Origin of the sequence: Rhizobium centroccidentale (assembly GCF_030182565.1) — a bacterium.
In the GTDB taxonomy this organism is placed as follows: Bacteria; Pseudomonadota; Alphaproteobacteria; order Rhizobiales; family Rhizobiaceae; genus Rhizobium.
Map to the genome: position 1 here is coordinate 1 of NZ_JAQJCG010000040.1, position 21,763 is coordinate 21,763.

General features: G+C 57.7%; 18 protein-coding genes and 1 pseudogene. 10 read left to right on the plus strand and 9 right to left on the minus strand.

The features are described 5' to 3' along the window. Window positions 1-94 precede the first annotated feature (94 nt). A pseudogene (locus PH562_RS29870) lies at window positions 95-892 on the plus strand (IS30 family transposase); the annotation flags it as partial. A gap of 79 nt (window positions 893-971) precedes the next feature. Here PH562_RS29870 and PH562_RS29875 read toward each other — a convergent pair. After that, entirely contained in the window at window positions 972-1,886 is a 915-nt protein-coding gene (locus tag PH562_RS29875) for a DMT family transporter (RefSeq protein ID WP_285177501.1), read from the minus strand. Between the two features lie 300 nt (window positions 1,887-2,186). On the opposite strand from PH562_RS29875, the gene PH562_RS29880 reads away from it, so the two are divergent. After that, entirely contained in the window at window positions 2,187-4,283 is a 2,097-nt protein-coding gene (locus PH562_RS29880) for a putative bifunctional diguanylate cyclase/phosphodiesterase (RefSeq protein ID WP_285177502.1), read from the plus strand. Between the two features lie 46 nt (window positions 4,284-4,329). Here the strand turns inward: PH562_RS29880 and PH562_RS29885 are convergent, their stop codons facing one another. The 3 genes from PH562_RS29885 to PH562_RS29895 all read right to left on the minus strand — a co-directional run bounded on the left by PH562_RS29885 (window position 4,330) and on the right by PH562_RS29895 (window position 6,957). Next, window positions 4,330-5,448 (minus strand): lactonase family protein, encoded by a 1,119-nt coding sequence (locus PH562_RS29885; protein ID WP_285177503.1) that lies wholly within the window; start codon window positions 5,446-5,448, stop codon window positions 4,330-4,332. Between the two features lie 86 nt (window positions 5,449-5,534). Continuing rightward, complete coding sequence (locus PH562_RS29890) at window positions 5,535-6,251, minus strand: FadR/GntR family transcriptional regulator (protein WP_285177504.1); 717 nt, start codon at window positions 6,249-6,251, stop codon at window positions 5,535-5,537. 121 nt (window positions 6,252-6,372) lie between these two features. Next, entirely contained in the window at window positions 6,373-6,957 is a 585-nt protein-coding gene (locus tag PH562_RS29895) for an NADPH-dependent FMN reductase (protein ID WP_285177505.1), read from the minus strand. Between the two features lie 400 nt (window positions 6,958-7,357). Here PH562_RS29895 and PH562_RS29900 point away from each other — a divergent pair, with 400 nt between their 5' ends. The 8 genes from PH562_RS29900 to dhaL (PH562_RS29935) all read left to right on the plus strand — a co-directional run bounded on the left by PH562_RS29900 (window position 7,358) and on the right by dhaL (PH562_RS29935) (window position 16,421). Continuing rightward, on the plus strand, window positions 7,358-8,836 hold the full coding sequence (locus PH562_RS29900) for a sugar ABC transporter ATP-binding protein (protein WP_285177506.1): 1,479 nt from the start codon (window positions 7,358-7,360) through the stop codon (window positions 8,834-8,836). 55 nt (window positions 8,837-8,891) lie between these two features. Further along, window positions 8,892-9,896 carry an ABC transporter permease gene (locus tag PH562_RS29905; protein ID WP_285177507.1) on the plus strand — a complete coding sequence of 335 codons (1,005 nt, stop codon included), beginning with the start codon at window positions 8,892-8,894 and terminating at the stop codon, window positions 9,894-9,896. 85 nt (window positions 9,897-9,981) lie between these two features. After that, complete coding sequence (locus PH562_RS29910) at window positions 9,982-10,971, plus strand: substrate-binding domain-containing protein (RefSeq protein WP_095436442.1); 990 nt, start codon at window positions 9,982-9,984, stop codon at window positions 10,969-10,971. A 61-nt stretch (window positions 10,972-11,032) separates the two neighbouring features. Then, window positions 11,033-11,806, plus strand: coding sequence for an SDR family oxidoreductase (locus PH562_RS29915; protein WP_285177508.1), 774 nt, complete (start codon window positions 11,033-11,035; stop codon window positions 11,804-11,806). A gap of 34 nt (window positions 11,807-11,840) precedes the next feature. Continuing rightward, complete coding sequence (locus tag PH562_RS29920) at window positions 11,841-12,833, plus strand: dihydroxyacetone kinase subunit DhaK (protein ID WP_285177510.1); 993 nt, start codon at window positions 11,841-11,843, stop codon at window positions 12,831-12,833. A gap of 13 nt (window positions 12,834-12,846) precedes the next feature. After that, a complete protein-coding gene (gene dhaL, locus PH562_RS29925; protein WP_285177511.1) occupies window positions 12,847-13,488 on the plus strand; it encodes a dihydroxyacetone kinase subunit DhaL in 642 nt (213 codons plus the stop codon). A 133-nt stretch (window positions 13,489-13,621) separates the two neighbouring features. After that, window positions 13,622-15,718, plus strand: coding sequence for a bifunctional sugar-binding transcriptional regulator/dihydroxyacetone kinase subunit DhaK (locus tag PH562_RS29930; RefSeq protein ID WP_285177512.1), 2,097 nt, complete (start codon window positions 13,622-13,624; stop codon window positions 15,716-15,718). Window positions 15,719-15,773: 55 nt separating this feature from the next. Continuing rightward, window positions 15,774-16,421, plus strand: coding sequence for a dihydroxyacetone kinase subunit DhaL (gene dhaL, locus PH562_RS29935; protein ID WP_285177513.1), 648 nt, complete (start codon window positions 15,774-15,776; stop codon window positions 16,419-16,421). A 95-nt stretch (window positions 16,422-16,516) separates the two neighbouring features. On the opposite strand, the gene PH562_RS29940 is transcribed toward dhaL (PH562_RS29935), so the two are convergent. The 5 genes from PH562_RS29940 to PH562_RS29960 all read right to left on the minus strand — a co-directional run. Beyond that, on the minus strand, window positions 16,517-17,005 hold the full coding sequence (locus PH562_RS29940; protein ID WP_285177515.1) for a hypothetical protein: 489 nt from the start codon (window positions 17,003-17,005) through the stop codon (window positions 16,517-16,519). Between the two features lie 374 nt (window positions 17,006-17,379). After that, on the minus strand, window positions 17,380-18,459 hold the full coding sequence (locus PH562_RS29945) for a hypothetical protein (RefSeq protein WP_285177516.1): 1,080 nt from the start codon (window positions 18,457-18,459) through the stop codon (window positions 17,380-17,382). Then, window positions 18,456-19,913: a DUF4150 domain-containing protein gene (locus PH562_RS29950; RefSeq protein ID WP_285177517.1), complete on the minus strand. Its 1,458-nt coding sequence runs from the start codon at window positions 19,911-19,913 to the stop codon at window positions 18,456-18,458. Before PH562_RS29950 ends, PH562_RS29945 begins: the two co-directional genes overlap by 4 nt. Beyond that, window positions 19,910-21,022 (minus strand): DUF2169 family type VI secretion system accessory protein, encoded by a 1,113-nt coding sequence (locus PH562_RS29955; protein ID WP_285177518.1) that lies wholly within the window; start codon window positions 21,020-21,022, stop codon window positions 19,910-19,912. Before PH562_RS29955 ends, PH562_RS29950 begins: the two co-directional genes overlap by 4 nt. An 8-nt stretch (window positions 21,023-21,030) precedes the next feature. Continuing rightward, the coding region (locus PH562_RS29960) for a bacteriophage T4 gp5 trimerisation domain-containing protein (RefSeq protein WP_483315397.1) at window positions 21,031-21,763 on the minus strand (733 nt) is incomplete at its 5' end.

Sequence of the window (21,763 nt, forward strand, 5' to 3'; positions counted from 1 at the left end):
GTGCGACCATCAATGCTGACCTCCTCTCAGCCAGCATCTTGAATCATATTCGACATCAAAAGGGAATCCACGATTCAAACAAAATCTGAACCGCTCTAAGGAGCGGCGACGACGTCTGAGAAAGCAGCGGCGGCACCCGGATTTACGCACCGAGATCATCAACCAGCTGGAGGCGCGTTGGTCTCCGGAGCAGATTGCCGGGCGCCTGTTGTTGGAGGAGCGCAGCCTCGTCCGCGTCTGTAAAGAGACAATCTACCGCTTCATTTACAGCAAGGAAGATTACGGGCTTGGCCTCTATCAGTATCTCCCGGAGGCGCGTCGTCAACGTCGTCCACTGCGCTCCAGGAAGCCGCGCGACGGTGTGTTTCCAGCCTCGCATAGCATATCCCAACGTCCTGATTTTATTGGAGATAGATCGCAGTTTGGGCATTGGGAGGGCGACCTTCTCATCTTTGAGCGTCCCCTCGGCCATGCCAATGTCACGTCCCTGGTGGAGCGGAAGAGCCGCTACACCGTTCTCATCAAGAATCCAAGCCGGCATTCTCGCCCGATCATGGACAAGATCATCAGAGCGTTTTCGCCTTTGCCAGCCTTTGCGCGTCAGAGCTTCACGTTTGATCGCGGTACCGAGTTTGCCGGATTCAGGGCTTTGGAAGACGGGATTGGCGCGCGTAGCTGGTTCTGCGATCCGAGCGCACCATGGCAAAAGGGCGCCGTGGAAAACGCCAACAAGCGCATTCGCCGCTTCATGCCAGGAGCTACAGATCTGGCCGCCGTGTCACAACGCGACCTGATCCAACTCGCATGTCATCTGAACGACCAACCCCGTAAATGCCTTGGATACAAGACGCCGGCCGAGGTGTTCATGGCGCATTTGCAGGATCAGGCGTGATCCCCTACCCTGCAAAACAGGCGTGATGCACTTGGGTTAGCTTCTCCACCAGGGCAGATTGCCATGCGATGCGACTGCCTCAATGCCCATCCCGAGCAACTGCATCTTTCGGGACAGTATCGACCAAATTCTTCCGATGGAAGATGAACAGCCCGGCAAGGACGATGATGACGGAGCCGATGACAATCTGGGTGTCCGGAATATCGCCGAAGAAAACGAAGCCTAGCACGATTGCCCAGACCAGCAGGCTGTATTGCAGCGGAGCTAATAGCGATGCCGGAGCAAGTTTCAGGGATCGGGTTATCAGCATATGGGCGCTGCCGGCGACGATGCCGAGGGCGAGCATGGCGCCAAGATCGAGCGCTGAGGCGGAACGCCAGTCGCCAATGCTGAGTACCAGTCCGGCAATGAGCGCACCGACCGTCTGCCACGCGACGAGAGTCGCATCCCGCGTCTGCCGCAGCCGTCGCCCGAGCACCAGGGTCAAAGCGAATGAGAGGCTGCCGCCAAGGCCGAAAAGCGATGGCCAGGAAAACATTGCCGCAGAAGGTCGGAGAGCGATCAATACGCCGATAAAGCCGACGAATACCGCCAGCCAGCGCCGCCAACCGATCTTTTCATTGAGAAAGAAATGCGAGATCGCCGCTACATAAATGGGCCCGGCCATATAGAAGGTCATGACATCGGCCAGCGGCAGATAAGCGACAGCGGCGTAAAAGAGAGCAACGTCGAGCGTTGTCATGACAACACGCAGAAGCTGCAGCGGCGGCCGTTCGAGGCGAAAAAGCGCGTCGCTGCCCTGCCGAGCGATCATCGGCGCCAGGATAATGAACGAACCGAACGAGCGTATCACCAGAATCTGGCCTACGGAGAAGCTCGCAACCAGCCACTTGCCCATGGCATCGTTCAGCGAAAACAGGAAGTCGCCGAGAAGCATCATCAGCATGCCGGCAAGCACAAGATTGCCGCTTGTTACGGCTTTGCTCACGCGCATACTATTTTATCCTTGCGAATCCGCGTTTCCACTACCTGCGCTTTAGCCGGTTTTGCCCCCTACCCGCAATGGCGCTCATCACCGACGGTTCATCCCGGAAAATCCAGCACCTGTGCACTCATTGTGGCGCGCGCTCTTTCTGTAAAACTTGAGCGGATGTTTATAAATTCGGTTATATGATAACGTTTACGTGAACGGGTAAACCAAACTCGCCAGCGAGGACGGTCCACATGCCTATACGCTTTCATTGTTGCAGAACTACCTGCCGATATAGTCCGCTTGCCGGGTGAGAGAACATAAATGATGCAGCCGCCGGATGGATCATCAGAGCCGACGCACCGAGATCAAGACGGTGAGGATGAGCAGGTCCGCGAACCGTTTGAATTGCTTCAGGCTCGATATCTGTCTCTCGCCGAGCGTTACGAATGGCTCGAAGCGATGATCAACTATGTCCCGGACTATATCTATGCCAAGGACAGGGATGGCCGGTTCCTTTTCGCCAACATGGCGATCGTCCTCAACAATGGCTTCACGCATGTCGATGAGCTGATCGGCCTTACCGATGCCGAAATTCACCCGATGGCCGATGCTCACAAGATCGAAGAAGTCGAACAGCAGGTGATGGAGAGCGGCGAGGCCGATCTTGGTGTCGAAGAGCGGCGCCTCAAGGGCGAAGGCTGGCTCATGATGTCGCGGGTGCCGCTGCGCGATAGAAACGGCAATATCATCGGCGTCGTCGGCGCATCGCGCGACATCTCCGCTCGAAAGCGGGCAGAAAAACTGATGAGTGCCCAGACGAAGCTTCTACAGGATGTGGCCCGAGGCGTTGATCTCGACGTATTTCTCAGGGAGTCCCAAGTCCTTCTTGAGGAATTGCTCAACGGCAGACGCGTGAGCTTTGTTCTCAATGGCGAGCAAGCCGAACCGCTTGCCGGCGATATCCTGGAATTTCCCATTTTTTCGCGAGACGGCGGCCGGCATGGAGCCCTAGTAACGGTGCAAACCGATGGTGACGAGGCCGGGCTTATGGAATTTTTCGCCGGCATAGCGCAGACTGTCGGCATAGCCATCGATCGCCATCGCGACATCGCCCATATTGCATACTTGGCCGAACATGACGCGCTCACCGGCCTGCCGAACCGCATGCTGCTCGATCGCAGGCTCAGCGCCCTCTTGGAAAAAGCATCACGGAAACAAAGGTCTCTGGCCGTAGCGTTCATCGACCTCGATAATTTCAAGCTGGTGAATGACACACTCGGCCACGCGGCCGGCGATGAATTGCTGACGGTGGTCGCGCGGCGCATATCGACCCATGTCGGCAATGGCGGCATCGTAGCGAGGATCGGCGGTGACGAATTCATCATCGTTCTGGAAGATCCCGCTGAGCCGATATATGAGAGGCTCGCGGCCGTCCTGGCAGACATATCCAAGCCAATGATCGTACAAGGCGTCGAGATCCGGGTAGGCTGTAGCATCGGTGTGGCTTGCGCCATGGAGCATGGCACGACGACTTCGGAGCTCTTCGCGAATGCCGATATGGCGCTCTATCGAGCCAAGGAAGCGGGACGCAATGCCATTCGCCTGTTCACGCCGGCCATGGCGGAGGACGCCCGCAACAAGCTGATCCGTATCGAAGAATTACGGCGTGCCGTGGAGCAGGACGAATTCGTGCTCCATTATCAGCCGCAAAAGGAAGTTCGCAGCGGCAAGATCATTGGCGTCGAGGCCCTCGTCCGGTGGCAGCATCCTACCGAAGGCTTGCTGCTTCCAGGCGCCTTCATTCCGCTCGCAGAGGAGACGGGACTCATCGTCACGCTCGGCGAAATCGTTCTGCGCAGAGCCTGTCAGCAAGCGCGGCTGTGGCAGGATCGCGGCCTGCCCGCACTACGTATGGGCGTCAACGTGTCAGCCCGGCAATTCCTGGAGAGCTCGCTGACGAACCAGGTCGCATCGGCATTGCAATCCGCTCATCTCGATCCGCAATGGCTCGAGCTCGAATTGACGGAAAGCTTGATCATGCGTGACATCGAAGGAGCCATCGAGCGGATGCAAGAACTGAAGAAGTTGGGAGTCAGCCTCGCGATGGACGATTTCGGCACCGGATATTCAAGCCTGAGTACCCTCAGGCGCTTTCCACTTTCCCGGTTGAAGATCGATAGATCGTTCATCGCCGATATTCCGGAAAAGCCCGGCGATATGGCCATTACCTCTGCCATCGTATCGCTTGGCAGAACACTCGATCTGGAAGTCGTGGCGGAAGGCGTCGAGACCGAGGCGCAGGCCCGTTTTCTCGAGGGCGCCGGATGCGAACTGCTTCAAGGCTATCTCTTCGCCCGGCCCCTTCCCTCCTCCGAGATCGAAAGCCTGATTACCGGAACCGCTGCGAAAACGGTGTAGATATTCACCCGAAAACGGCTTGATGCTTGCCGCATGCGGACGCGTCTCAAGGAAATGTCACGATCTCTATCCAGTTCGCACCGGCATTGACCGGATATCGCCCTATCAGGCCGAGACCGCCGGCGGCGTGGTCGATAGCATAGACCGACAGTCTGTCTGACTTCTCGCCGGATGCGACAAGAAACCGGCCCGATGGATCGATGCGGATGCCGCGCGGCTGCTGCTCGGTCGGATAGTTTGTGACGTAGGTCAGTCTTCCATTGCCTGCGTCGACGCGAAAGAGTGCGATCCGGCTGGTGGTTCTCTCCGTCGTATAAAGAAATTTGCCGTTCGGTGTAATGCCGATATCTGCGGCCCAGACTTTCGGCTTGTCGTTGTCTGCTGAAGCCACGGTCGGTGCAGGCGCGCCGGATGTCGCCGGACCAGCCGGCGCGATGCCTGGTGACAGCCCGGCAAGCTCAGGAACGGAAGTAACACTTTCTATCTCGCTCAAAGTGCCCTTATTGGTATCGAGCGCATAGTGGATGACATGGCCGGTCAGTTCGGTCAGGACGTACACTGCTTTATTGTCGGGAGAAATGACGATGTGGCGCGGACCAAAACCAGCGCCGGTCTCAACCTGCGTCGGATCGTTCGGCTTCAGTATTCCAGTCTCGGCGTCGAGAGTGAATTGCTGCACAGCATCAGAGCCGAGATTGGTGGCAAAGACATATTTTCCTGTCCGGTCACTGACGATCGAGTGGGCGTTGCGTCCGGTTGCGATCACTTGTTGAGCCTGCGCGGTGACCAACCCGTTCCTGCCGATCAGCAGCACGGCGATTTTGCTGCCGCCATAGGAAGCAGCGAATAGAAGCCCACCCGTCGGATCGAGGGAGATGTAGGCCATGCTGTCGGGCAAAGCGGCGACGGCCTCCTGCCTCAATTTGCCGCTTTCGGGGTCGATCGCCAGCGTCAATACCCGGTAAGGCTGCTCGCGAATGACCGCATAGAGATGCCGCCGGTCCGGACCGACGGCCATGGGCATGACCATCGGGCCAACATCAACGCTGGATATTGGCATGAGCGTGCCCGTCGCCCCATCCATCCTGTACGTATCGATCGTTCCGGCAACTGCCGCCGAGACATAGACGAATGTGCGAGATACGCTGGAAGGCGTCTGAACCACTAATCACCTCGTCTGAGCGCCGGATGTAACCGCCGACGATCGCTTGATATCATATGTCATAATATGACCATGGTATGTGTTGAGCATTATTGCGCCTGCAGCTCGGCCAGGAGACGATAACGTCGCTGGCTCGCCAGCATATGGGCCCGCATCGCCTGACGCGCTCGCTCAGGATCTTGATCGGCAATCGCCGTCAGTATTTCCGCATGCTCGGCATGCACCTTCTCCAGATAGGCGCGATCATTCGCTTCAGGCAATGTCGGAAACTGTCTGCGCGGGATGGTTCGGGCGCCGAAATGCCGGAGCACATCGACATAGAAGCGATTGTTCGTGGCAGCGGCAATCGCCATATGGAATTCATAATCCGCTTCGACGGTCGAGAGCCCCTGCTCTATCAGCAGCGCCATCTTGCGGTTGGCGGCAGCAATTGCAGCCTCCTGTTCGGCCGTTCTGCGATAGGCGGCGATTGCCGCCGCCTCGCCTTCCGCAGCCATGCGGAATTCCAGCAACTCCAGCGTTTCGGGGATGCTTTTGACTTCGACAGGCGTCAGCAGCAGGCCGGATCGTGACGACGTTTCGGAAACGAATACCCCCTTGCCCTGAACGGGCTTGACGAGCCCTGCGGCACGAAGATCGGCAATCGCCTCGCGCACCACGGTACGGCTGACATCGAAGGCCGCTTCGAGCTGCGGTTCCGTCGGAAGCTGGTCGCCTGCCTGAAGCTTGCCGGACTCGATCTGCGTGCGCAATTCATCGATGACCCTTTGTGCCAGCCTTTGCCTCGCCCGGGCATTTGTCGTCATTCCCGATCCCCGATTCTATTCCCGCTGTTCATCCGCAGTCGCTTCTTATGGTCAGCGTTAAGTCATAATACGAATAGTCTTAACATGGGGCGCATCGAATGCAATCGGGGCAGGCAGGCAATTAGATTTCCCAGTCGGAGGTATATGCTCTGGCCCTTAAGCCCGATGACAATTCCAGCTTGACCTCGATCGTTTTCTTCAGCCTCGCCGCAAGGGCATCGGAAAGGATGGCGCCATTGATCCAATCCCTCTCCGTGGCATAGACGACATAGGGATTGATCACGCATTTGAAATCGAGCATCAGCGACATGGCGAGGCTTCCATATGCCATATAGCTATGCGGGAGCCCACCGGAACAGACGAACGTGACGATCTGATCGAACCAGGCCGATTTTCGTCCGCCCTCACCGGTCGCACCGGTAAGCTCGATCAGGCTCTTGGCAGCGCTGCCCACCGACCAATTGTAAATGGGCACAGCAAGCAGCACACCATCCGCATCGCGAATTGCGCGATACAGCCTGTCGTATGAAGGATGCTCATAGCAGTTCAAGTTGTCGAAAACAGCCAGCTCGAGATCCTGAAGATCGATAAATTCAACCCCAACCCCTCTCTCCCGCAATAGGTGTTCCGCCTCACGCGCCATGCGGCGGCTCCGGCTTTCCGGGTCCATGCTGCAGGACAGAATGGTGATTTTCGATGGATGCATCTCTGTTTTGCTCCGTCGTCAGCGGCATCAGATGAAACCGCACAGCACCTTAGGATTAAGCGGATTCTCCCTGTCTACAACGCACTTTTTTCTGCGCAATCGCTGCATTCCATCGATGCCGCATACGCCGCGTCCTGTCAAAACCGCATTTCCGAAGCCGGCCCATTCACCGCCTCCACACTAAATAATCTGTTTTCAACAGCAATAATTACATACCCTTATCGGTACATCCTCAAACGAATTCTCTCTGTGACAGCAAGGTGCGACATCGCAAGTCCATGATTTCCGCACGATCGTATTGACATTTGTCGAAAGCACTTCGAATATTGTCAAACGATGCTGAGCAGTAGTCGACGGCGACGTCGTGGCTCGCTCCGGCATCCGGAATGCGGAGGGGAAAGTGGAATTCCTGCTTGAAGTAGAGGGGCTGAAAAAGTCCTTTGGCGGCGTCGCTGCATTGCGCGACGGGCGCTTTCAGCTGCGTCCCGGCTCCGTCCACGCCTTGTGCGGCGGCAACGGTGCGGGCAAATCGACGTTCCTCAAGATCCTGATGGGCATTCACAAGCGCGATGCCGGCTCCATTCGCCGCCGCGGCAAGGATGTGGATTACGCCAGTCCTGCCGAAGCGCTCGCCGCCGGCATTGCCATCATCGAGCAGGAGCTCAGTCCCATCCCGCACATGACGGTTGCGGAGAATATCTATCTTGGCCGCGAGCCATCGGCGCGCCTTGGCGGCATCGATTTCAAGACAATGAATCGTAACGCGCAGGCGCTCCTCGATCGGCTGCAGTTCAACATCCGCGCCACGCAATTCATGATGAACCTCTCGGTCGCGCAAGTTCAGCTTGTCGAGATCGCCAAGGCGCTCAGCCACGATGCCGAGGTGATCTTCATGGACGAGCCGACCTCGGCGATCGGCGAGAAGGAAGCGCAGCAGCTGTTTGCGACCATCGAGCGGCTGAAGGCTGAAGGCAAAGGCGTTGTCTACGTCTCGCACCGCCTGTCCGAAATCTTCCAGATCGCCGATTCCTACACGGCCTTTCGCGACGGGTCCTATGTCGGCAGCGGCGCGCTTGCCGATATCGACCGGCCCGGCCTCATCCGCATGATCGTCGGCCGCGAACTTGGCGAGGAATACATCAAGACCAATGTGCCGACGGCAACGCCAGGGCTGGAAGTCGCCGGGCTTACAGCAGAGGGCAAAGTCAACGACATCTCCTTTACCGCACACAAGGGCGAGATTTTCGGCATTTATGGCCTGATGGGGTCCGGCCGTACCGAGATCTTCAACTGCATATTCGGCGTCGATGCCGTCAGCAGCGGCCAGATCAAGCTTGCTGGCGAGCCCATCATCGTGCGCAAACCAGCCGAAGCCATGCAGCACGGCATCGCCTTCGTCACCGAAGATCGCAAGCTGACCGGCCTCAACCTGATCGATAGCGTTCGCAACAATATCTGCCTTGCGAGCCTGCCCGAAATGAGCCCGAATTTTTCGATGGATCGCCGGGCTGAGGCCAGCGCCAGCCAGGACATGATCCAGCGCTTCGGCATCAAGGCGGCACGCGACAGCATGCCGGTCTCCGGCCTTTCCGGCGGCAATCAGCAGAAGGTCGTGCTCGGCAAATGGTTCCTGCGCAAGCCGAAAGTCCTGCTGCTCGATGAGCCGACACGCGGCGTCGATGTCGGCGCCAAGCGCGAAATCTACCGCATCATCTGCGACTTCGCCGCCGAAGGCGGCACCGTGATCATGATCTCATCCGAAATAGACGAGGTTCTCGGCATGTCCGACCGCATCCTGGTGATGCGCCAGGGACGATCTGCCGGAATTCTCAAGAGGGAGGAGGCCGACGCGCAATCGCTCGTGCATCTGTCGACCTGAACGCGACCGGACACGAAGACAAGAATGAAGCGCCCGGCAATAAGAGGTATTTGCAATGTCCGCCACTGACAACAATCAGTCCAATTCCTGGTTCGGCTCGGATCGGCGCCGATTGATCATTCAGGAATACGGGATCTTTCTCGCTTTCCTCCTGCTCGCTGCCGTCCTCTCATTCTCGAATGAGTATTTTCTGACAGCCGGCAACATTTCCAACGTTCTGCTGCAGACCTCTATCAACGGCGTGCTCGCGATCGGCATGACATTCGTCATCCTGACACGCGGCATCGATCTCTCCGTCGGCTCCGTGGTCGCGCTCACAGGGATTGTCAGCGCAAGCTTCGCAACGACCTCGGCGACGGCCGGCATTGTCGGTGCGCCGTATCCGCCCTATGTGGCGCTCGCCGCCGGCCTCTTGGTTGGTGTCGCCTGTGGCGCCGTGGTCGGCCTCATCGTCTCGCGCTTTGCCGTTCCCGCTTTTGTCGCGACGCTCGGCATGCTCTCTGCTTCCCGCGGCCTGACGCTGATCTATGGCGGCGGCAAGCCTGTGCCGGCACTGACTCCCGATTTCCGCTGGATCGGCACGGGTAACGTGCTCTCGATCCCGATGCCGGTCATCCTGCTTGCCATCGTCTTCATCGTCGCATGGTGGGTCCTGAACCGCACCCGCTTCGGCCGATACATCTATGCCGTCGGCGGCAATCCACATGCTGCCATCACCTCAGGCATCAATGTCAGCAAGCTGCGCTTCCTCGTTTACGTCATTTCCGGCGGCCTCTCCGGTCTGGCAGGCATGATCCTTGCTGCCCGCACCGGCTCCGCCCTGCCGCAGGCCGGCATCGCCTACGAACTCGACGCGATCGCGGCTGTCGTCATCGGCGGCACCAGCCTTTCCGGCGGCGTCGGCCGCATCACCGGCACACTGATCGGCGCATTGATCATCGGCGTCATGAACAACGGCCTCGATCTGATGGGCATCCAATCCTACTACCAGCAGGTCCTCAAGGGCGCGCTCATCGTCGGTGCCGTCATGCTCGACCAAAAGAGAAACCTGGGCGGTTGAGCCCGAAGACATTCCAGTGTTGGCACTCGGAAAACCAAACGGCACGTCAAGACGACGGCCGGACTTTCAACGGAGGAGACTTATAATGAAGAAATTATTGATTGCTCTTGCTGCAGCGACCGCAATTCTGGCGTCACCTGCCCTCGCCCAGGACAAGAAACTGAAGATAGGCGCGGCACCCTACGGCCTGAATGCCGAATTCATGCAGATCTGGTCTGCAGCGCTGAAGGAACATCCCGCCGTCAAGAATGGCGATGTCGATCTGACCATCTTCGACGGCCGCTATGATGCGCTCGTGCAGCAGGAGCAGGTCAACACGATGATCACGCAGAAGTTCGATGCGATCATCTTCGTGCCGATCGATATCGAAGCTGCAGCGACGGCTGTTCAGGCCGCTCATGACGCCGGTATTCCGGTCGTCGGCTCGAACACTCGCGTCAATTCCGATCTGCTGACCGCCTATGTCGGTTCCGACGACACGATCTCCGGCTACATGGAAGCCAAGACCGTCCTCGATAAGATCGGCTGCAAGGGTAATGTCGTCATCCTCGAAGGCCCGATCGGCCAGTCGGCGCAGATTTCGCGTCTCGAAGGCAACAAGAAGGCGCTTGCCGAGTGCCCGAACGTAAAGGTGCTGGAAGACCAGACCGCCAACTGGTCGCGCGCCGAAGCCCAAACCCTGATGGAAAACTGGCTGACGTCTCATCCCGGCCAGATCAACGGCGTCATCGGCCAGAACGACGAGATGGCGCTCGGCGCGATCGAAGCGATCAAGGCTGCCAAACTTAACGTCAAGGACTTCGCCATTGCCGGCATCGACGGCATCACGGATGCGCTTCACGCGGTCAAGCAGGGTACGATGACCTCGATCCTGCAGGACGCCAGCGCGCAGGCTCAGGGCGCACTCGATCTCGCGATCTTTGCCGCCAAGAAGGGCAACTACAAGCCGGAATCCAAGATCTGGGAGCAGTATCCGGCCATGCCGTTCAACGACGGCAAGGACAAGAACTATAATGTTCCATGGACCCCGGTAACAGCCGAGAACGTCGACAAGCTGCTCGAAACCCGCAAGTAAAATCAATGCGGCGGGGCGAACTATCGCCTCGCCGCACCCCGAAAACAGAGGCCTGAAAAAGATGACCGAGACATCCCCAGACATTGATTTGAATTTCCCGCTCTCAGGCAGGACGGCGCTTGTCACGGGCGGCGGCTCCGGCATCGGCGCTGCTGTTGCGGCGGCATTCGCCTCCAAGGGCGCGAAAGTCGCGGTTCTCGATATCAATGTCGATATGGCAAAGGCCAAGGCATCCGAAATCGGTGGCGGCGCTGAAGCATTCGTCTGCGACGTGTCCGATCCGGCCTCGGTCAACAAGGCGGTCAGTGATGTCGTCGCGCATTTCGGCGGCATCGATATCGCCGTCAACAGCGCCGGCGTCGTCTTCCTCGCCCCCGCCGAAGATCTGCCGCTCGACTACTGGGAGAAGACGATCAATATCAACCTCAAGGGTACGTTCCTTGTCACGCAGGCCGTCGGTCGCGCCATGATCGCCGCCGGCAAGGGTGGCAAGATCGTCAACCTCGCCTCGCAGGCCGGCACCGTCGCTATCGAAGAGCATGTTGCATACTGCGCCTCCAAGTTCGGCGTGATCGGCATGTCCAAGACCTTTGCCGCCGAATGGGGCAAGCACGGCATCAACGTCAATACCATCTCGCCAACCATCGTTCTGACCGAACTCGGCAAGAAGGCCTGGGCCGGCGAAAAGGGCGAAGCCGCCAAGAAGCGCATCCCGACAGGCCGTTTTGCCTTCCCGCAGGAGGTTGCAGCCGCGGCTGTTTTCCTTTCCTCGTCCGGCGCGGACATGATCAACGGCGCCGATCTGCTGATCGACGGCGGCTACACCATTCTTTGAGCGCAAACGCTCGACAATTTCGACAGGAGAGACCATGCAGCGGTTCATCAACAATCCCGATGAAGTCGTTGAAGATACTGTAAAAGGCTTCATCAAGGCGCATTCGGACATCGTCCGTCTGGCTGAAAATCCGCGCGTCGTCGTCGCCAAGGATGCTCCGCATGCCGGCAAGGTCGGCGTGATCACCGGCGGTGGTTCCGGTCACGAGCCTGCCTTCATCGGCTATGCCGGTAAGAACATGCTGGATGCGGTCGCAGTCGGCGAGCTCTTTTCGTCGCCGACTGCCAAGAGCTTCCACGACGCCATACGAGAAGCCAATGGCGGTCGCGGCGTCATCTGCCTTTATGGCAACTATGCCGGCGACAATATGAACGTGAAGATGGCAACAAAGCTTGCCGCCAAGGACGGTATCGAAGTCGCGACCGTTGTTGCCAATGACGATGTCTGCTCCGCACCGCCCGAGGAGCGAGAGAAGCGCCGCGGCGTCGCCGGCGAAATCTTCATGTGGAAGGTCGGTGGCGCCAAGGCCTCCAAGGGCGCAAGTCTCGAGGAAGTCCGCGTGACCGCGCAGAAAGCGATCGACAATTGCCGCTCCGTCGGTATCGGCCTTGGTCCATGCACCCTGCCCGCCGTCGGTCATCCGAATTTCCAGATCGAGCCCGGCACGATGGAAGTCGGCATCGGCCATCACGGCGAGCCAGGCGTTCGCGTCGAGCCGCTGAAGACGGCGGCGGAGATTGCCGAGGACATGTGCCAGATCGTGCTCGACGATCATAATCTGGCCGCCGGAACGGAGGTGGCCGTCCTCGTGTCAGGCCTCGGCGCGACACCGGTCAACGAGCTCTACATCCTGAACGACACGATCGAGACGAAGATCTCCGAGCGGGGGCTGAAGATCTACAAGACCTATATCGGCAACTACTTCACGTCGCTCGAAATGGTCGGCGCGACGCTGACCGTGATGGCGCTCGACGAGGAGCTGAAAGAGCTTCTGGACGTCGAGGTCGAGTGCACGACGCTGCTCTGAGGGGGACGCACGCATGCAGACATTCAACAATGCAACATCGGGCGATATCGTCTTGGCGATGGCCGATCGCATCGTCGAGAACCGCGCCTATCTCAGCGAGATCGACGGCAAGATCGGCGACGGCGACCACGGCGTCAACATGGCCAAGGGCTTCGGCATGGCCGCTGAGCGCCTGAAGGGCAAGAACCAGCCGCTGTCAGCTTCGCTCGACACGCTGGGGACGGTGCTGATGACCGAGATCGGCGGCTCCATGGGACCGCTCTACGGCGTCATGTTTACCGAAATCGCCGAAAAGCTCGACGGCATCGAGGCCATCGATAGCGCAGCCTATAGCAAGGCACTGCATGCCGGGCTCGAAGGCATCCAGTCGATCGGTTCTGCCAAGGTTGGCGACAAGACGCTGCTCGACACCCTGGTTCCGGCGATCGAGGCGTTCGATGCGGCGAACGCAGCCGGCAAGTCCTTTGCCGAGGCACTCGATGCATTGGTCGCAGCTGCCGAAGCTGGTCGCGACTCGACGCTCAACCTCGTCGCCAAGATCGGCCGCGCCAGCCGGCTGGGTGAACGTTCGCTTGGCGTTTTGGACGCCGGCGCCACCTCCTGCGCCATCATCCTGAAGGAGCTTTCAGAAGGCGCGCGCGCACGGCTGCAATAACAGGGCTCTCCCAAGGCTGCGCGATCCCGTGCTCCACCACGGGGTCGCGCGCCGCCCTTCCTCAAGAAGAAGCATTTGCAAACATGCGTCATTGCTTTCATCTTCAGGCGAAAACGGGAAACAGTGAATCATCATGACAGGCAAGGCATCTTCGGTCGGCAAGAACAGTGCAAGCAAGGCGGGCGTGCCGGATGCGACCGATAGCATGCCTTTGCGCTATGGCGACGACCCTTACGTCTGGGCCTGCTGGCTCTATTACGAAGATGGCAAGACCCAGGGCGACATCGCAGAGATCATGGGCATTTCGCGGGCGACCGTGAACAGCTATCTCGCCGATGCCCGCAGCCGCGGCATCGTCAATATCTCACTCGAGCCCTCCCGCCTGAGTTCGCTCTCCATCGCCCAAGAACTCAAGCGCCATTTCGGCCTGCATGACTGTCTCGTGGTGCCGAGCGACGACGGGTCGCGGCCCCTGATCGACCGCCTTGGAACCGCTGGCGCGCAGGCTATTGCCCGCCTGCTGAAATCCGGCGACACGCTTGCCGTCGCCTGGGGCCGAACGGTTCTCGCGGTTGCGGAGCAGGCCAATGTGCCGAACCTGCAGGATGTCACCATCGTCCAGGCAACCGGTGGCACCCGTGCACTCTTTGCCTACACGCCGGAACTCTGTGCCAGTGCCTTTGCCAATGTGACAGGCGGCAGGCTCATCAATATCACCGCTCCTGCGATCGTCTCGGCGCCCGAGGTTCGCGGGATCTTGTTGCGCGAACCGCTGGTCGAGGATCAGTTTGCTACCCTTGCCAAAGCCAACAAGGCCATCTTCGGCGTGGCGTCGCTACGACCGAACTCGACGGTTCACAGCAGCGGTTTCTTTGAGTCCGTCTCCCTGCAGGATTATCTGGCCAAGAATGCCGTCGGCGTTCTTGCCGGCCGTTTCATCGACGCCAAGGGCCAGCCCGTTGCAGGGCCACTCGATGATCGCACCATCGGCATATCCCTCGACATGCTGAGATCCATCGGGCTGCGCATCGCCGTCGCGGGCGGCTTCGACAAGGTGCCTGCAATCCTTGCCGCCTTGCGCGGCGGCTATATCAACGTGCTGATAACCGACGCGGCCACCGGGCGCGGCATTCTGAATGCGGATGGCGTCACCGAATTCGATCAGAAAGCCCAGCAGCGTCCGCGCGTGGACAATAGCGTCGCCCTGCCCAGCAGCTATAGAACCCATATCAAGAAATTCCTCAACAATCCCGACGATGTCGTCGACGAGATGCTCGAAGGCATCGTCAAGGCACATGCCTCGCATATCGTGCCGATCAAGGGATCGAACCGCGCACTGATGGCGCGAACCGGCCCAAGGCCGGGCAAGGTCGGCTTGGTGATCGGCGGCGGCACCGGGCACGAGCCCTGCTTCCTCGGCTATGTCGGCAAGGGGCTCGCCGATGCCGTTGCCATCGGCAACATCTTTTCGTCACCGCCACCGACGCCGATCCTCGAATGCGCCAAGGCGTCGTCCGGCGGCGAAGGCGTGCTCTTCGTCTATGGCAACTACGCCGGCGACGTCATGAACTTCGAGATGGCCGCCGAAATGGCGCAGGAGCAGCAGATCGACGTTCGCACCGTGCTGACGACGGACGATATCTCCTCCTCGCCGATCGAGGATCGCGAAGGTCGGCGTGGGGTTGCCGGCAATTTCTTCATTTTCAAGATCGCGGGTGCTGCCTGCGACAAGGGCCTGTCGCTCGACGCATGCGAGGCAGTGACACGCAAGGCCAATGACCGGACGTTCACGATGGGCGTTGCGCTCGAGCCTTGCTCATTGCCGCAGACGCAACGCCACAACTTCGAAATTGGGCCAGACGATATCGAATTCGGCATGGGCATTCACGGCGAACGCGGCGTGACCCGCGAGAAGATGATGAGCGCCGACGAGATCACCGACCGGGTGATGGACCGTATATTCTCGGAAATGAAGCCAGTTGCGGGCGATCGGGTGGCCGTGCTCATCAACTCCTTCGGCGCGACGCCGCTAATGGAGCTCTACATTCTGTTCCGCCGCGTCGAACAGAGGCTGAGCGCCAAGGACATCAAGATAGAGGCAAACTGGGTGGGGCATTATTGCACGTCGCTGGACATGGTCGGTGCATCCATATCCATCCTGCATCTCGATCAGGAATTGACCGAAATGTTGAACCATCCATGCGACACCTTCGCGCTGAAGGTCGGATGAAGCTATAAAAATGTGCCCGGCGACAACAGAAATGGCCGGGATCGGGAGGAAGACGATGCCGGAAAAAGCCGCGCGATGCCTGGGCACGATGTTTCAGCGCATATCGATTGCGATCAATGCCGAAAAAGACCGCCTCTCCGAGCTCGATGGCGCGATCGGCGACGCCGATCACGGCATCACCATGTCTCTCGGCTTCATGGCGGTGAACGCGGAACTGGCAAAGCTCGATCTTGCGCAGACATTACCCTCGGAAATATTCTCCGTCGCTGCCACCGCCTTCCTGGATGCCGTCGGCGCCTCGACCGGCCCGCTCTATGCCACCGCCTTTCGCCGCGCCTCACAGGCACTGAAGGCGGATGAATCCCTCTCTCCGGCATGCCAGGCCATGATCATCGACGAGATGCGCGCCGGCATCCAGCAGCGCGGCAAGGGCCAACGCGGCGACAAGACCATGCTCGACGCCTGGATTCCCGCCGCCGAGGCCGCGGTCAACGCGAAGGCGAATTCGCGCGACGTCACCGCCATGTGGAACGCCATCCTCGAAGCCGCCGAAGCTGGAGCGAATTCCACCAGCTCCATGGTGGCCGCCCGTGGCCGGGCGGCACGGCTGGGGGAACGATCGCTGGGACATATCGATCCGGGGGCGGCTTCGGCGGTGATTATACTGCGGGCGATGCGGGATACGTTTGAGGCGGGTGGGTGAGCCGGCGGGTTGAACGGTGGCCGCGGTTTCAAACCACTGCTGGAGTTGTTTAAACCCGTTCGAATTTGCAGTCGCTCCGCTTAACAGCTTCGAATTTAGTAAACAATAAACTTTCCTTCCGGGAAGACGCCGGAAAATCCGCAGGGAAAGTGACCGTTAAAATAATAATACGAAAGAGAAGAAAAAAATCCCGGTTCCACCAGATCGGAATATTCAGCCTCCATACACAAGTGGAATATGTCCCATCTGACGCAGCTCAAAAATGTATCCGGAAGCTTGTTCCGTAGCGCAACTTGCTCCGACTTGTCTCTTACCAGAGCATCGGAGAACGGTTTCACGATTTTAAGAACCATATTCCACTGATTTGACCTCTCCTTGCTCTTCTCTCCGATACGCTCACGTAATTGATTGGCGGCCTCCAAGGTAAGGTTCTCCCACTCGAGCGCCGAGCAGGTTTCGATGGCCGCATCCCATGAGTTCACATAGGCGGCGTAACTCTGATCCCTCTTCCCAACATTCACGAACCATTCGACGGAATCGAGCTTATCCAACGTTGCAATTGTACGAGGATGGGGTTCGGACAAGAGTTTTCTCTCTACTATTTTGTATGTAGTCCTATCCAATGGCAGCAAAATCCTCACTTCGCAGGTTTGGCGCATTGTCCAATATATCTGCGAGATAACCATCGAAGATGAACGGCATGCATAGATGGTAATTACGATCTGCGTAATATCCGATACCGTCTTGCACCCCAAAAGCTATCAAATCCGCAGGAACTCTACCATAGGCTTTCACAGCTTCCGCTTCCGAAACCTGCATTGCCTATCGTGGCTTACCTCGCGCCGCAAGAAATTCGTCAACTGATATATGACTTCGCTAAATCGCTCTCGTCAATGTCTATTCGGTGTTGGTTAGCCAGTTCTCGTCCTTGTGACTTTCAGGCTTATCGAGGCAATAACTAGATGTCCGGATGCTTGATCCGCTCCCACGCTTGACCGTCAAATCGAAAAATGTCCTTTGAAGCGACCACCCATAAAACATCTCCGACAGATTGCGCAAAGAACGGCCCATTATCAATGGATTCAGGATCATCGCGACTCACAAGACGCGGCAGGGGCGGCTGGAATCTGCGAAATTCGCCGCTGCTCGGATCAAGCTCGTAAAGGCCGCCCGGTCTAACGCTCGCAGGTAAAACGAGTTTGCCACGATAGGATGTAATGGAATGAAACAGGTTCAGTCGTGTATCAGCATTTACAGGAGCGAAACCGCGATTGCGGCTTCCGTGTAAGATAACGCCTTCACGACCGCAAATCCAAACGCTTTCGGCGTTTTCGATATGAATGCCCGTCAACGCAGCTTCGGTCAGCGGCACATTAAGTTCATGAAGCTCGCGACCGTCCCAAAAGCAAAGAATGGGCTTTGTTCGCTCGGTCCCACACAAATAAATCGCGTCTTCTGAAAGGCCTTTTATATCATAGAAGACTACTTGGCGGGCCACTGGATTTAGTGCTCGTTTCTGCACCCATTCAAACCACGCAGGCGTCATCGCCTCCGGCTCTTCATTTGCCAAATTGTTTTCGTCAGCAACGCGATCATAGAGCACTCTGTCAGTCAGCAGTTTCCAGTCATTGCGGCCATAACGAGCGTAAATCTGACCGCCTGCGCCGCAAGCATAAAGCTGTTCGCCGATCTGGGATATTTTCAATAGCTTTCCATAGAATTTGGAGTCATCCGCTGTTGTCCCTGCGCCGACAATCCGCTCCTGGAATCTATCAGGCGATGCGAAATGATAGACGTCGCCTTCTGCTGACAATAGAACGAAATAAGATTGAGATGAATTGTGGTCGGTAAAATAGACGACATCCTGAACGCTAAGCGGAAAATTTTCATAATACCAATATTCGCCAAGATCGGCTTGATGGCGATACTGATAAGCTCGTGCGTCTGGTTGGTAAATCTCCGCGCTATCCAGCACAGCAACAACACATAATACGTCTTCAGATGCAACTCCAGCACGTGATAAGCTTATCATTTTCACTGTCCGCCCTTCTTCCATGGGTATGTCGCACCACTCTTAAGAGCCCCTATCGTATCAGGGTCCAATGGATTTTTCCCTATATCCTTCACAGCACGAAGTATTTGGTTTCCTTTTTTTGCTCCAAATTGTCTCACCATAGCTTCGGTGATTTGCTTAGCGCAATCAGGACGAGCTGCGATCATGGCCTCCATTGAGTTTTTAACGACCTGAGAAAGTGGGGCCGTTCCTGGAGGAGAGGAGGCTTTCCCAAGAGCTTCTATACTACTATCCCCTAAATGCGCCTCGTGATGCTCGGTGTCCTGCATAGCTGCATTGCCAATTACACAAATTGCCATGCCATCATTCAAACTTGGCATATTTGGAATGCGCTTATCGCCGTCGCTTCGTGCACCGTAGCGTAGCGTCCAATCCGGCACGATATGGTGTGCTTGCATGCCATATTGTCCGCAGATATCTCTCATCTTTCCGTAGCGGTCTACTTGGCATTTTTTTCGATATTCGTCGCGTTCTTTAATTCGCACAGTATCGGCTAAGGGAACGGGCTGAAGGGTAGCAAGCGTCTGCCTACGCTTACGAAGCTCGGCTTTTGTTTCTTCTACTATGGTGCCACCGCTATCCCAAAACGGCAGGCCGTTTATTCGCTGCAGCGCTTCTTGAAGGCGCTTGGCTTCGTAGTCGTCTTGCGGAGGAAAATCCGAAAAATTTCTTTTATTGGTGGGAATCAGCATGCCCGCTGCGAAGATGCCAATGCCAAGCAACACAGTTCCAAGGCCCACACCCGTTGCCGTCGCAGCAGTTCCGCCAGCTGCCGTTGTCGCCGCGCCCCCAGTAGCGGCTGTCCCGGCTGCCGCACCTTCTCCCAGCAAGGCAGCGCCACCCGCAGGCGCGACGAAACCGAGAACTGCTCCGGGAGGAGCGGCATTTTGCCCAGAACGGTTTGCTGTAGTGGTGGCAGCCCGCAGTGAACCGCGTATCGGGTCATCGTCCTTAGGCGGGTCAAAAGTTTTTGTATTTTTTACGAAGATTGCTTCACCCTGGGTATTTTTATTATTCATCCAGAAGCGATCAAGATGCCTGATAACATGGGACCCTTCCGCCTTAACTTGTGAGGCATGCCCAATAGGTTCACAGATGCTTTCGACGGTTCCCGATTTCACCCCTTTCTTTGTTCCAGGTGCATCACCGTGCACGTGTATCGTGCAAGACCGCATTACCATGGCTCTGTAGCCAGCAAATCGGACAGAAGGCGTGTAGTTACGATCATGCCCGCAATAGTCAACAACGGGATACGGAATAGGAACGATAGATGAACCGACCGGTGTCAGACAAACATCCGGAGAAAGTGACACGATGCGTGCGTCGTCGACATCTCGAAGACCTTCGAGTGGTCGGTTTGTAGTCCACGGCGCTGGATAACCAGGGTCACCTATACGATTGTCACCTACTCCGCTCATGCCGCCGTCTCCGTACTTTGAGTATCGTAAGCAGCAGACATTCTAACTCTCGTCAGTGTAAGCTTCGCATCGGCCGCTTCTAGCAGAGGAAAGCGCACCCTCCAAGTTAGCAATACCCGATCGTCATTGCGCCAATCAAAATGAACGCCGCCAAGTTTCAGGACATGCCAATCGTCCGTATCCTCGCGCGCGCAATGAACACCGAAGGTCAGGCCCGGCAATTGGCCATCCGCTCGAGGCAAATCCGTGTGGAGATTTTCGAGCTGATAGCCCTCATTTCCCAGCAGATGCGGTGTCGCGATCAGGTCGGGATGGGCGCACTGCCAGAACAGAGGATCGAAATCATCAGGCAGCAATGGATGACGCTCGCTGAGCCAATGCTCATCGTAAGTTCCGGAATGTTTCTGGCGAAAACGCCACCAAGGGGAGATCGGGCCGAAACCTTGCGGCTGTTCAGCGGCACGCCAATCCAGTTGCTGATCGTTATCGATTGTGATCTGCGGCGCCGGCACAGGAATGGAGCCGGGCTCCATATCAAGATTGACGATGCCACAGCCCAAAGGATTATGTGCTTCGACGTCGGCGGGAATATCGGCGTCCGGATCGCCTGTGCCCGGCACCTCGCCGCCATAGGCTCTCGACCATGTCATCGGCAAAACGCTCACGGGCGTTGTCTCGGAAAGTCTCCAATCCTTAAGGACCCGCTTCGGTTCTCTCGCGGAGAATCCAGCCCAAGCCTCGCGAACAACCGGTTTCCAGAAACGCTCGCCGTGAACGCGCAGCTTCTTTTCGAGATCACCAACACGCAGCGAAACCGTCCAATCCGTCGAAGGCTGACCTCCGGGTGCATAGGCATTGCCAAGGAAGGTGATATCAGTACCTGGCTTTTCCGGGGTCAAATCGCTTTGCCGCAGCATGATGCCCTTGTGGGGATCGCCATCATAGGCATCCTCCCACTGGAACTCTTCTTGCTCCCGCATAATTTCCAGCGGCTGGCCCTGATTATGATGGAACGTGCCGCGAACAGCCACGACACAATCGAGCTTCCCGTCCTTGTCGAATTGACGGAATGCCATCGCAGGAAAAGGCAGCCGATTGATCAATTCCATGAGATGCCTCAGTTCAAATCGATCGGCTTGCCACGCATTTGGAAATGACCGGTGGCCACGAAATTGAATGTCTTTCCAAGGATTATGACTTCGCCGTTCGATTTCATAATGAACTTGGAATCCCCGCATTCGATGACGAATTCCTCGCCGACCGCGATCTTCTTGAATTTGCCCACGCTCTCCAATGAGGTCTGACCGACATTCGTGACTTTGCTCATGCCGATCTGTTCGGCTCGTGCGATGCCGATCGTGTCGGATTTGAACGAGCCGACGACCGTGTTCATGATGCCGGGAAGCGGGAATAGGCCACCGGCGGCATCCCCTACTCCCGTGCCTGATCCAGCAAGATCCGTGCCGGCATCGGCCCTCGGATTAAGCCCCGAAACAACGCCTTCCCGGCTGCCAAGACCACCGGCACTTAAGAAACCGAGCGCCGAAGAAGCAACGGTTCCCGCGAACGCGGCGAGACCTGCGCCGCCGCCACCGGCAATCTGCCCCGCCTGTGCCAGCAATCCCGCCGTATGACCGGACAATCCCTGCACCGCACCCATCAGCGCCATGGCCATCGGCCCCGTACCGCCGACCACCGTATTCACGGAGCCGCCGATCTCGTGCTTCTGGTTGCCGCTCACCTCGACGGCGCGATTGCCGCCGATGGAGGCGACCTCGTGGCGGTCGACGCGTTTGGTGCGGTCGTTGCGTACGCGCGTCGTCTGGTCCTTCTGCGCGTGGAAGAACATG